General features: G+C 64.8%; 8 protein-coding genes. 3 read left to right on the top strand and 5 right to left on the bottom strand.

Annotation, left to right across the window (positions count from 1 at the left end):
• The first annotated feature begins 1 nt into the window (after position 1).
• From G552_RS0103815 to G552_RS0103805, 3 genes are read left to right on the top strand one after another with little or no spacing between them, the layout of a single operon-like run.
• Positions 2-991 (top strand): UDP-3-O-(3-hydroxymyristoyl)glucosamine N-acyltransferase, encoded by a 990-nt coding sequence (locus G552_RS0103815; protein WP_027881817.1) that lies wholly within the window; start codon positions 2-4, stop codon positions 989-991.
• Positions 988-1,758, top strand: a complete 771-nt coding sequence (locus G552_RS0103810) for a UDP-3-O-acyl-N-acetylglucosamine deacetylase (protein ID WP_036270219.1) — start codon at positions 988-990, stop codon at positions 1,756-1,758. The genes G552_RS0103815 and G552_RS0103810 overlap by 4 nt, the downstream gene beginning before the upstream one ends.
• Positions 1,752-3,521, top strand: coding sequence for a ribonuclease catalytic domain-containing protein (locus G552_RS0103805; RefSeq protein WP_027881815.1), 1,770 nt, complete (start codon positions 1,752-1,754; stop codon positions 3,519-3,521). Before G552_RS0103810 ends, G552_RS0103805 begins: the two co-directional genes overlap by 7 nt.
• Here G552_RS0103805 and G552_RS0103800 read toward each other — a convergent pair.
• The 5 genes from G552_RS0103800 to G552_RS0103780 are packed head-to-tail and all read right to left on the bottom strand — an operon-like array spanning position 3,514 to position 12,604.
• Positions 3,514-4,251, bottom strand: coding sequence for a DUF4388 domain-containing protein (locus tag G552_RS0103800; protein WP_027881814.1), 738 nt, complete (start codon positions 4,249-4,251; stop codon positions 3,514-3,516). The genes G552_RS0103805 and G552_RS0103800 overlap by 8 nt on opposite strands.
• A gap of 27 nt (positions 4,252-4,278) precedes the next feature.
• Positions 4,279-7,026: a hybrid sensor histidine kinase/response regulator gene (locus G552_RS0103795; RefSeq protein ID WP_027881813.1), complete on the bottom strand. Its 2,748-nt coding sequence runs from the start codon at positions 7,024-7,026 to the stop codon at positions 4,279-4,281.
• An 8-nt stretch (positions 7,027-7,034) separates the two neighbouring features.
• Positions 7,035-9,578 (bottom strand): methyl-accepting chemotaxis protein, encoded by a 2,544-nt coding sequence (locus G552_RS15805; RefSeq protein WP_051195668.1) that lies wholly within the window; start codon positions 9,576-9,578, stop codon positions 7,035-7,037.
• A gap of 15 nt (positions 9,579-9,593) precedes the next feature.
• Positions 9,594-11,852, bottom strand: coding sequence for a methyl-accepting chemotaxis protein (locus tag G552_RS0103785; RefSeq protein WP_027881812.1), 2,259 nt, complete (start codon positions 11,850-11,852; stop codon positions 9,594-9,596).
• Entirely contained in the window at positions 11,849-12,604 is a 756-nt protein-coding gene (locus tag G552_RS0103780) for an MHYT domain-containing protein (RefSeq protein WP_027881811.1), read from the bottom strand. Before G552_RS0103780 ends, G552_RS0103785 begins: the two co-directional genes overlap by 4 nt.
• Positions 12,605-12,609: the final 5 nt, after the last annotated feature.

Here is a 12,609-nt window from a genome sequence, read left to right as displayed (position 1 = left end):
CATGCGGCTCTTGGCTATTGCCCAACACCTGGGGGGCCGCCTCGAGGGCCCCGACGTCGAGGTTAGCCGCCTGGCCCCGCCCGATGAGGCCCGGCCGGGTGAGCTGGTGGCGGTGCGCAGCCCGCGCTTCCTCGAGGCCGCCATAGCCAGTGGGGCCGCCCTGGTGTTGGACGAGGCCAGCCCTTGCCCCCTGGGGCGAAGCGTCGTCCGGGTGCCCTCGGTGGAGAAAGCCTGGCCCGCTCTGCTAGCCCTTTTCGACCCGCCCGAGAACTGGGCTTTGGGGGTTCATCCCACCGCCCTCATCGAGGAGGGGGCCTGCCTCGAGGCCGGCGCCCGGGTAGGGGCTTACGCGGTGGTGTGCCGGGGGGCCCGCGTTGCCAAGGGAGCGGTGGTGGGGCCTTTTTGCTATGTGGGTGAAGGGGTAGAGGTGGGGCCTTTTAGCGTCCTCGAGCCCCGGGTCACCCTGTATCGCTACACCCGGCTGGGGGCGGGTTGCCGGGTGGGGGCGGGCAGCGTGCTAGGGGTGATTGGGTTTGGCTTCCAGGAGGGGCGTCGCCTGCCCCACACGGGCCGGGTGGTGCTGGAGGACGGGGTGGAGCTAGGGGCTGGCTGTGTGGTGCAGCGCAGCGTGGTGGGGGAGACCCGCATCGGGGCCCAGAGCAAGATCGGCGACCTGACCCAGATTGGTCACAATGTGCGGATTGGCCGGGGTGTGGTGATGGTGGGCAGCAGCGCCATCGGGGGGAGTGCGGTGGTAGAGGATGGGGTCTTGATGGGGGGCTGGGTGGTGCTCTCCGACCACGTGCGGGTGGGCGCCGGGGCCCGCCTGAGCGGGGGCAGCGCCGTTTCCAAGGATGTGCCCCCGGGCCAGACCTGGGCGGGGGCGGTGCCCGCCCGGCCCATCCGCCAGCACTGGCGCCGCCTGGCCCTCTTGGACTGGCTGGCCAGCGTGGAGCGGGGCCTGCGGCAGTTGTTGCGCTCCGGGGCATGAGCGAGGTGGTTATCCGCGGCGTCGGTCTGCACACCGGTGCAGCCGCCACGGTGCGCTTTCATCCCAGTGAGGGGCCCGTGCGCTTCTGGCTGGGAGGGGTGGCCTTCCGCCCGCTGGCCTCGAGGGTGGTGGAGACGACGCGTTCCACCGTGCTGGCTGAGCAGGAAGCCCGCCTGATGACGGTGGAGCACCTTCTGGCGGCGCTTTACATCCGGGGGGTTTGGCAGGGGCTGCTCATCGAGGTGGAGGGGCCCGAGGTACCCATCCTGGATGGCAGCGCCCAGGAGTGGTTGGCTGCCCTGGAAGGCTTAGTGCCCCAAGGTCCCCCACCCCAGCCGCTGCCGGGCAGCCTGCGGGTGGCCGAGGGCAAGAGCAGTGTGCTGGCCCAGCCCGCCGCGCAGTTTTCCCTTACCGTGAGCATCTTCTTTCCCCACCCTAAAATTGGCTACCAGCAGGTGCAGTGCCCGCCCACTCCCCTAAAGGCTTTGGCCCCGGCACGCACGTTTGGCTTTTTGCACGAGGTGGAGGCCCTGCGGGCCCAGGGGCTTATCCAGGGGGCCTCGCTGGAGAATGCCCTGGTCTATAGTCGGGAGGGGTTTGTCAACACCCCCCGGATGCTGCAGGAGCCGGTGTGGCACAAGGCCCTGGATTTTCTGGGGGATTTGTACCTGGCGGGCCGGCCCTATCTGGGCCAGTTCATGGTGCACCGGGGTTCACACCGGCTGCACGTGGAGCTGGCCAAACTACTGCAGGACCCCACATGGTAGGTGCATTGGTTATCTATAAAGGAAAACCCGCTTTGGTGGAGCAAACGGGGGAGAAGTGGCTGCTGCGCCTAGCCGATGGCAGCCAGCAGAAAGTGCGCCCTAAGGATGTCTGGCTGCTGCATCCCGGGCCGGTTTCCTTTCCCCTCGAGCCCGGGCTTCCTACCGAGGCCGAGGCAGCCTGGGAGCTATTACAGGGGGAAGAGGTGGCCCTGGCGACCTTGGCCGAGTTGCTCTACGGCCAGTACACCCCCCAGAGCGCCTACGGGGCCTACCAGCTGGCCCAGGAGGGCCTCTGGTTTACCCTCGAGGGCACGCGCATCCGGGCCCGCCGCCGGGAGGAGCTCGAGGCCCTGCGGCAAAAACAAGCCGCCCGTGAGGCCTACCAAGCAGCCATCGCCCGGCTGGCCCAGGGGGAGGATGTGCCGGAGCTACGGCGGGAGATTGAGGCCCTGGCCCTAGGCCGGCGCCAGGACAGCCCGGTGCTTAGAGCCTTGGGCCTGGCGGAAACGCCGGAGAGCGCCCAGGCCTATCTAGTCCAGCGGGGCTACTGGCGCTACCAAAACCCCCACCCCAGCCGGCTGGGCCTGCGGCTTTCCCCCCCCGACCTTCCCCTGCCTTCCTTAGCGGAGGAAAACCGCCGCGACCTGACCCACTTGCCAGCTTTAGCCATCGACGACGAGGAGAGCCAGGACCCCGATGACGCGGTCTGGGTGGAGCGCCAGGAGAAGGGGTTTCGTCTGTACGTGCACGTGGCCGATGTGGCCGCCTTGGTCTGGCCGGATAGCCCCCTGGACCTCGAGGCCCGCCGCCGAGGGGCCAACCTTTACCTGCCAGAAGGCACGGTGGGGATGCTGCCCCCCGCGGTCACCCTCGAGCTGGGCCTGGGCCTGAAAGCGATCAGCCCAGCCTTGAGCTTCGAACTGGAGGTCTCGCGGGAAGGGGAGGTGTGTTCCCTGGCCATCTACCCTAGTTGGGTGCGGGTGGAGCGCCTGAGTTACGCGGAAGCCCTACATCGCCCGGAGCTGGCTCCCCTAGCTGAGCTGGCCCAGATATTCCGGGCACGACGGCTGGCTCAGGGGGCCTTCGAGCTGGCTTTGCCCGAGGTTAAGGTTCGGCTGGAAGGGGAAGCAGTGCGCCTGGCCCCTTTGCCCCCCTACGAAAGCCGCGTCTGGGTGCGGGAGGCTATGCTGCTGGCCGGCCAGGCGGCTGCGGGGTTCGCTTTGGAACACCAGATTCCTTTCCCCTTTGCCACCCAGGAGGCTCCCGAGGTTTCGCTCGAGGCCCTGCCCGAAGGGCTGGCGGGCATGTGGGCCCTGCGCCGCCGGATAAGGCGGGCCCAGCTCAAGACCAGCCCGGGGCCCCACCGGGGGCTGGGCCTGCCCTTGTACGCTCAAGTGACCAGCCCTTTGCGCCGCTACCTGGACCTGGTGGCCCACCAGCAGCTGCGGGCTTTCTTGGCCGGGAAGCCGGTGCTCTCACGGGACGAGGTTCTTTTGCGGGTGGGTGCGGCGGAGGCGGTGGCCGATCTGGTGCGGGAAGCCGAGCGCAAAAGCCGGGAGCACTGGACCCTGGTCTACCTGCTGCAACACGGTTACTGTGGCCCGGGGGTATTGGTCGAGCGTCAGGGAGTGTTCTTGCTCCCCGAGCTGGGCCTTTCCACCAGCCTGGCGATGGGCCAGGAGCTTCCCCTCAACAGCACCCGGACGCTTTGCTTTGTATCGGCGGACCTCAGCCGGCTCAGCTCGAGCTTCCGCCTCAGTTGATGCCCTGTTGGCGGTGGTCCATCTCTACCGCTAGGGAAAGCAAGAGCTGATCGGTGGTTTTGCGGATGGTGACCGGTTCCAGGAAAAAGTCAGCCTCGGTGAGGGGTTCGAAGTGGAAGTAGCCCTTGGGTTGGTTTTCCGCCCGAAGCAATAGATGCAACACCGCGTCCTCGCCGCTTTTGCCGGCGTACTCGGCGTGGATCAGCTGGCCCTTGTTAAAAAGCCAGCTAGCCCGCTCGCCCTCAATTTCGACGCTCAGCCGTCCGGTTTTGTTGGACTTGGCCAGCCACTGGGCCAGTTCGAACAGGCTCAGGTCGCCCAGGCGCCCCTGAATGCCGTGCTGGGCCACGGGGTTGTGGGGCTCGGAGGTGTGGGTCTTGCGGGTGAGCTCGAGGATCAGCTTGTACGCTTGGCGCACTACCTCGGCTACCGGGGTACTGGGGGGCAGTACCAGGTCCAACTCGCCGGCTTGAGCCGGGGCATGTTCGTCCAGCAGAACGAAAGGTACCAGGGCTAGCTGAGGGTCGGCCCGTACCAGCTCGAAGAACTCCCGCCCGCTCAGGTCGCTGAGGGTGGCTGTACTCACGATCACATCGGGGTGGTTGCGCTCGAGCAGGGTCATCGCGTACAGGGCGCTCTCCTCGACCTGCACTTCAAACCCCGAAAGGGCGAAGCTATCCTTGAGGGCAATGCCCCGCTTGGGCTGGTTGGTTAGAATAAGCGCCTTCATCGGATAATCTCCCCGGTAGATCAAAGGCTACACATCCTGCAAGAATCGGTGCAATTCTACTTCGTCGGCAGGCTTGGTCAGGTAGGCCCTGGCTCCCAGTTCGAGAGCCAGATCGCGGTGTTTGCTGGAAGCCCGGGTGGTGAGCACCGCTACCGGCAGGTGGGCCAGGTGGGGGCGGCGGCGCACCTCTTCCAATAGCTCAAAGCCCGACATGCGGGGCATCTCCAGGTCGGTGACCACCGCCTGGAAAGGTTGCTGCTCCAAAAGCTCGAGGGCTTCCTGCCCGTCGGCTGCCGTGACCACCGGGTATCCGGCCTTGCGCAGCATCTGGCCCACCACCTTGCGTACCGAGAGAGAGTCGTCCACCAAGAGCACCGGCAGCTGCTGGGTAGGGGAGGTCTCAACCTGGGCCTGCACGGGAAGGGGATGGTTCAAAGAGAGCAGGCCGCTGGGGCTAAGCACCAGCACCACCTCGCCGGTGGCCAAAACGGTGGCCCCCAAAAGATGGGGTAGATCGGCTAGAGGGGCGGTTAGCGGTTTGACCAAGGCCTGCTCTAGGCCGATGAAGCGCTCGGCGGCCAGCCCTACCCAAGCCCCCCCACGTCCTTCCACCACCGCCAGGGCATACTCTTCCTGCTGCACGGGGGGGAGGCCCAAGAGTTCGCTCAAGCGCTGGATGGGAATCGAGCGGCCTTCGTAGGGAATTTCCAGGGCCTCGGCGGGGGCGCTAAGCAAGGTAAGCAGACTTTCCCGGGGAAGGGCTAGGGTCTGGCCCCCGGCCTCCAGCAGCAGGAGCTCCGAGACCGCCAGATTTTGCGGGATGTGCAAGCGGAAGGTGGTGCCCAGCCCCTCGCGGGTTTCCACGCTCAGATCGCCGCGTAGGCGGCGGACGGTAGCGGCCACGGCATCTAGCCCCACTCCCCGCCCAGCTACGTCCGAGACGGCCTCAGCGGTGGAGAGGCCGGACAGGAAGATGAGCTGGATCACCTCTTCCGGGGGCATGGCCTCGACCTGGGCTGCGCTTTTGAGCCCCTTTTCCACTGCTTTTTGCTTGACGGCCTTTAGGTCGATGCCCCGGCCATCGTCGCTGACCTCCAGCACCAGGGTGTTGCGCTGTTGCAGGGTGCGGATGCGCAGGGTGCCCTGGGGATTTTTGCCCCTGACCAGGCGTTCTTCTGGGCTTTCCAGGCCGTGGGCGATGGCGTTGTTGACCAGGTGGATGAGGGCTTCCGAGAGGCCATCAAGCAATACCGAGTCGATCTCCACCTGCTCGCCTTGGAACTCTAGCTGAACGGGTTTTTCCCCAGCGATCTGCCGCACCTGGCGGGCCAAGCGCTGATAGAAGCGGCCAATGGGCACCAGACGGGTGCGGCTCACTTCGGTGCGCAGCTCCTGCGAGAGCTTGCCGAAGCGCTCGGTTTCCTGCCTAAGGGCTTTGATCTGCTCGCTGAAACTGTTGCGCACCTCGGTGAGGTCGTTGGTCATCTCCTGAATGGAGCGGGCCAGGATGTTGAGGTCGTCGTAGCGGTCGAACTCGAGTTCGGTAAAAAGCTCCCGTACCGTTTTGCCCACGCTGCTTTGTGCCGGCGCCTCAGGGGCGGGGGGGCTGGCCTCGAGGCGAGGGTTGAGGTAGCGGGCCTCGAAGTCGGTGGTGGTGCGCAGAAGCCGCTGGCGGGCATTCTCTAGCAATGCATCTAGCTCTTCCAAGCGCTCTAGCAGAAGCTCCAGCCGGGCCCGGGTGACCAGGGTTTCGCCGGCCAGGTTGAGCAAGGCATCCAGGCGCTCGAGGTTCACCCGCACCGAGGCGGTGGGGCTAGGGCGGGGGCGCTCGGGGGAAGGGGTAGGGGCCTGGGCTGGCCCTGCGGGTTCGGCTAGGGGGGTGGGGGCCTCGAGGCCCAGCAAGCGGGCCAGATGGTTTTGCAGGTGGAATAGCTCGGCAGGCAGGCTTTGCGCAGCACCAGCATCCTTGCCCTCGGCGACGGCCACCATTTTGCCCAGAAGCTGGGCCCCTTCCAGTACCAGCCGGGCCACCTCAGCATCCCAGGCTAGGCGGCCCTCACGCACCGCCACCATCAGGTCCTCGAGCTGGTGCGCTAGGCTCCCGATGGGTTTACAGCCTACCGAGTAGGCTGCGCCTTTGACGGTATGCATGGCCCGGAACAAATCCCTTTGGGCTTCATCTGGCGCTTCTTTCTGTTCCAGCGCCAGCAGAGCATTGGCCACTTGGTCGAGGTTCTCCAGGGTCTCTGGGGCGAAGAACTCCCAGAACTCAGCGTTTTGCTGATAGAAGCGTTGGAGTTCCTCCACCACCCCCGGCTGGGGGTTTTCTAGGGCCAGGGTTTCCTCGGGCGAGGGCTCGAGGGCTATGTCAGCGAAAGCCTGGGGGTTCTCGGCGGTGAGCTCGTAGAGAAGCTGGGCAGCCCCCAGACGCCCTAGCTCCAGACCCACCTGGCCTTCCTTGCCGTGGATAGCGATGTTTTCCAAGGCGGTGGAAAGTACCGCGGTGAGCTGGCTCATAAACTCTACCACCTTGGCCCGCTGGGCCTCGGTGTAGTGAGGGGCCGCTTCCAGGATGCGCTCGGCCAGGGCTCCTAGGTTGGCGGTCTGGGGGAAGCCATACAGCCCAGCCGAGCCCTTGAGGCGGTGGGCCATCACCACCAAAGGCTCGTGCCGTCCGATGGCCAGGAATTCCGCGGTTTGCTCGAAGACCACCACGGTTTCCCAGGCCTCGTCGAGGAAGCTTTGCAGCAGATCAGGCGGGGTAGCAGTGGACACAAAGCCTCCTAGTTGGGCAGGCGGAAGCGGGCCAGGCCACGGGAGAGCTGCTCGGCCAGAAGGCGCATGGCCTCAGCGGAGCGGCGGCCTTCCTGGCTTTCCTGCCCGGTTTGCTGCGCGGTCTGGGCGATGTTCTGTACGGCTTCCTCTACCCGCTCCACCAGGGCCACCTGGCCTTGGGCCAGGCTGGAGATGGCCTGGGCCAGACCCGCCGAGGCTTCGGCCAGCCTGGCGATTTCTTCCAGCCGGCTCCCGGCGGTCTGGGCCACGCCATAGCCGGTTTCGACCTCGCGTACCCCTTCTTGGACCAGGCCCACCACCTGGGCGATCTCCTGTTGCACCTGCTGGATTAGGCTACCCACCCGGCTGGTTTCCCGGGCCGACTCCTCGGCCAGCTTGCGAATCTCATCGGCCACAATGGCAAAGCGGCGGCCTGCTGCTCCGGCCCCGGCAGCCTCGAAGGAGGCGTTGAGAGCCAGCAGGTTGGTCTGGGAGGCGAACTCCTCCAGCACTTTGGCGATCTCTTCGATTTCCGCCGAACGTTGCGAGAGAGCGGCAATGTTCTGGGCAATGTCCTGCATCTCCTGGCGGATGCTTTGCATCCCAGAGAGTACCTGGGCGACCGCCTGACGGCCTAGCTGGGCCGACTCGAGGGTCTTCAAGGCGGCCTGGGCTGTCTGGTTAGCGCTTTGGGCCATCTGGCGAATGTTTTGCGTGACCTGCTGGGTCTGGGCTTGCACCTGGCCGACTTCCTGGGCCTGGGCAACCGCCCCAGAGGCAATGGAGGCCGTGAGCTGGTCCAGCTGGATTGCGCTATGGTTGACCATTTGCGCGGCCTTTTGCACCTCTTTGAGCAGCTGGGCCAGCTCCTCGATGGTCAGGTTCACCGCGTCCACCACGTTCCCCAGGACGTCCTCGGTGACCTGGCCCCGCTTGGTCAGGTCGCCTTGGGCAATTTCGGTGGCGATTTGCAAAAAGGCGCTCACGTTTTGCTGGAGCTGCTGGCTGCGGCGCTGCTCCTCGGCCTGCTGGGCGAAGAAGACCTCGAGCTGGGCCATAGCCTGGTTGAACGCCTGCCCTAGTTGGCCGATCTCGTCATTGCTTTGCAGGTTGACCCGTTGGGAGAGGTTGCCCTGGCCGAAGGCTTCCACCACCTTAGCGATGGCTTGGATGGGGCGGGTGATGGCGTTTACGAAGCCTTGGGTGGCCAACAAGGCCAGCCCCACCACCAAGAGCAGCACCGCACCTAACACCAGCAAGAAGCGCTGTTGCAGTGGGCCTAGGGGGGCCAGGGCCTCTTTCAGGGGAATCTGGGCGGCCAAAGCCCAGGGGAGGTCGGCGATTCTCACCTGTTCATAGGCTATCAGCAGGTCTTGCACCTGCCCCGCGCCAGCGCCCAAGTTGGCCCGCTGCACCACCTCGGGGTCGGCCTTGAGCAGACCGGCCACACTGCCCTTGCTCAGCATGCGCTCGAGCAGGGGCTGGGGCAGGCCGGCTTGACGCAGGCTTTCTAGATAGGTATCGGTCTCCCGCAGAAAGCCCCGTTGGTTGGAAAGCATCAGGCCGTTGTTAAGGTTGAGGAGGTATACATCTCCTCGCTGACCCAGGCCCAGCTCCTCGTAGTTGGCGTTGTTGGTCAGGATGTTGTCTAACCGGCCTACCGGGGCCTCGAGGACGACCACCCCCAAAAGCTTCTGGCCCTGATAGACGGGGGCTGCCGAGAACAAAAGCAGTTCGTCGAAGGCCGGGGTGTAGAAGCTAAGGTCGCTCAGGACGGCCCGGCGATCCAGGTTTTGGCGGGCCTCGCGGAAGACCCGGGCCATGGGGGAGTTCTCCAATGGGGCTTTGAGCAAGGAGCGCCCTAGGTCAATGCGGTTGCTGTAGACCACCACCCCCTGGGCATCCACCAGGTACAGGTTGTTGAGCTCGAGGCTCTGCAATAGCTCCTGCAGCAGGGGGTGGTAGCGGGTGTAGGCCTCCCCATAGGCGCTACCCTGAAGCAGGCTGGGTTGGTTGTTCAGCAGGGCGGCTTGCAGCAGCAGGCTGCGGCTATCCAGCGAGGCCAGATAAGGGGTTAGATCGAGGCTTTGCCCTGCGTTCAGGTTCAGGTAGGTCTGTAGCCACTGGTCTTGGTAGTAGCTGCGTATGGCGCTACGCTGCTCGGTCAGGAAAGCCGGGCTAGGGGGCTGGCCCCGCTGACCATCCTGGGGAAGCTGGGCCCAGCCTTGGGAAAGGGCTTGCAAGGCGGCTACCAGGCTGGGGTTGCGCGCAGCGACCGCGCTGCTGAATAGGGTGCGCTGGAGGTTTTCCTGGATCTGCCGCTTGGTGGCGTCGCGGATGACCACCAGTTTTTCCTGCTGGGCTTGGAGCAGGCTCTGGCGCAGGCTTTGTAGGGAGAGGGCTCCTACCGCCAGGCCTACTAGTAGGATGGGTACCAGCACCAGCAGAAGGTTCCCCAGCAAAAGGCGGGTGCGCAGGCTCGAGGCCCTGGCTGGGGGAGGGGCGGCAGGCCGGCCTCGAGGGGCGAAGGGGAGGGGGAGGGCTTTGCGCATAGCGGCACTCCTTGGCTACTGGGGCAGACGGAAGCGGGTCAGGCTCTGGCTGAGTTGCTGGGCCAGCCCCTGCAAGGCTTCAGCCGCTTGGCGGCCTTTGCGGCTTTCCTGGTCGGTTTGCAGGGCGGTATCGTAGATTTCCTGCACCACCTCGGTAACCGCTTCTACCCGGCTCACCTGCTCCTGAGCGGCCTGAGCCGCGTAGCGAGCTGCCTCGGCGGACTGCTGGGCCAGACGGGCAATTTCCTCGAGGCGACGCCCAGCCTCGGTAGCGATCTGGTAGCCTTGTTCTACCTCGCGCGTGCCGCCTTCGACCGAGATCACCACGCCCTGAATCTCGCTCTGGATGCCCTTGACCAGCAGGGCTACCCGTTGGGCTGCCCGGGCCGAGTCCTCGGCCAGCTTGCGTACCTGGTCGGCCACCACCGCGAAACGAGCCCCGGCCTCACCCGCCCCGGCAGCCTCGATGGCTGCGTTCAGCGCCAGCAGGTTGGTTTGCTTGGCGATGCGAGAGATGGTGTCCACCACCTCGGAAATCTCTAAGGAGCGATCGGTAAGGCCCTTGATGCTCTTGGAGATGCTCTGCACCTCGCGGCGGATATTCTTCAAGCCGGCCAAGGTGTTTTCCACTACGGCCTGGCCCTCTTGCGCAGCTTCGCGGGCCTGGGCCACCAGTTCGCTTTCCTGGGCGATCTGGGTAGCCATAGTGCGAACCGCTTCGCTGGCGTCCAGGGCCTCGATGCGGGCCCGGGCCGAGAGCTCAGCCTGCGACTCGGCCTTTTGCAGTACGTTCTCCGAGACCTGGGCCATCTGCAAGGCCCCTTGGTTGACCATCTCGGCGGCTTTTTGCACTTCTTTGAGCAGGTAGGCAATCTCCTCTACGGTGAGGTTTACCGCGTCCACCACGTTGCCCAGCACGTCCTCGGTGACCCGTCCACGCCGGGTCAGATCGCCCTGCGCGATTTCCATGGCCACGTTGAGGAAGGCGGCGATGTTTTCCTGCAAGAGCTGGCTTTGGCGAAGCTGCTCGGCGTCGGCCTCGGCCTTAGCCTTGAGCTGCACGCTGGTCTCGTTGAAGGTGCGGGCCAGCGAGCCCAGCTCGTCAGCCGACTGTACCGGTACCTGTACCCCCAGCTCACCCTTGCGCAGGCGGTTGGAAGCGAGAAACAACTGGTTCACCGGCCCCACGATGGAACGGGTCACCGACCCGACCAGGCCGAAGGTGAGTACTAAGGCCAGGGCGATGAGGGCGAAGGTGATGAGCTGATTTCGCTGGAGGTAGTACATCCGCTCTTCCAACAGATCTTCAAGCTCAGCCAGTAGGGATGCGCTGTAGCGACCAAGGGCCTCAAAGGCTTGGGTAAAAGCAGCTTCGTAGTCTGCCACCGCCAGGCTCAGGCGTGGGGGGGCCACGATCTCGTTAATGGCCAACACGTAGGCTTCGCGTACCAAGCCTTCGGTCTGGTTCAAAGGTTCACCCAGAACAGTGGCCAGCGAGGGGTTTTTCTGACTGGCGTACTCGAACTGCTGTTTGAGTTCGGCGGCACCGCTACCCAGTCGAACGGCCAAGGCGTTGACCTCGGAGCGTTCGTAGGCGTTGGCCATGCGCTTGTTGAGGATATTCTGACCCAGGTTATCTAGCCGCTCTAGGTCTTGCAGCAAGGCGGGAATTCGGAACACCGCCGACTGCATCAGATAGTTGCTGTCTAGCTCGGGGTCCAGCGCCAACTGCGAGTTGTTGGCTACCAGCACGATCAGCCGCTGAAGGTCTGCCAGCAGGGCGGTATGCTCCTCAAAGCTGTTGATAGGATCCAGGCTTAGGGCCTGGGTCTTAAGCCGTTCCCAGCTCTGCTTCAGGCTGGCGATTTCTTGACCGACGCCCATCCGCCCCTTTAGCTGCTGATCGAGGGCCTCGAGGGCCGATACAGCTGAATCAACCTCAAGGGCCCGTTGCTGAACACTGTCGCGGCTGCCCTGGCGCAAAAGGAAGCGCTCCACTGCACGGCGGTGCTGCCCAACTTGCAACATGATGTCGTATGTGCTGCGGATATACTGCACCCCGTCGGCTTCGCGCCAAACGGTGCTCAGACGAGCCTGCTGGTTGTTGTACAGCGTGACGATAAGCAAGGCAATCGGCAGGAGGAAGGCCAAGCTAATGAGCAGCAGCTTCTGCCAAATCTTCAGCGAGCCCAGCACCCCCCCCGCCCGAAGCACCTGGGTGGGGGCGGCGGGGATAGGCCGGCGCTGGGGGCGGGCAGGTACCCGGCCAATCATACCTGAACCTCCTGCAAGCTATCGTCGGGGGTCTCGAGCAAGGAAGTCAGGAACATGGGTAGCCCCACCACCGCCACGGCCAAGAGCAGGAAGAGGTTGAGCGAAAGCAGCTGGCCGCTGGCCACCATGCTGTGGATTTGCTCGCTGTCGCTATCGGTAAACCGAACCGCCAGCATGGCGGTGTAGTGCATGAAGGGGATGGCCAGTCCGGTAAGGGTAGCAGTGAAAAGATGGCGGAAGGGAAGGGGGCGGAAGACCGGGCTGGTCAGGGTCCAGAGCCCCAGGGTGCCCAGCACCACCGCCACCAGCACCGAGAGGGCCACCAGCGCCAGGTTAAATTCCATCTGAGCGTCTAAGCGCATAGCGAACATGCCGGTATAGTGCATGGTGCCAATGCCAGCTCCCAGGAAAAAGCCCGCGCCCAGGAGCTGGGCCCGGCCCACCTGGGGCTTGCTGACCATTTGAAAGGCCATGGCCGCACCTGCGATGGCGAAGAAGACCGAGAGGAGGGTGAGGAGAGGGTCGTAGGTCACCACCCGGTCGAGCTTGAGCGCGGTCATGGCGGTAAAGTGCATGGCCCACACCCCCAGGCCGAAGGTGGTGGCTCCCACCCACAGCCAACCCTTGCCCGCGCGGGTATAGCGCAGGCGGTTGATAATGGTCAGGGCGGCGTAGGCCGCAAAGATGGCAATCAAGAAGGATAACCCCACCAGCAGGGGGTCGTGGCTCATGGGGAGATGGTTTTGTTCCATAGGAT

The organism is Meiothermus rufus DSM 22234 (genome assembly GCF_000423425.1).
GTDB lineage: Bacteria > Deinococcota > Deinococci > Deinococcales > Thermaceae > Meiothermus > Meiothermus rufus.
The sequence above is the reverse complement of the archived record's forward strand: the minus strand, read 5'-3'. Positions and strand labels throughout refer to the sequence as shown.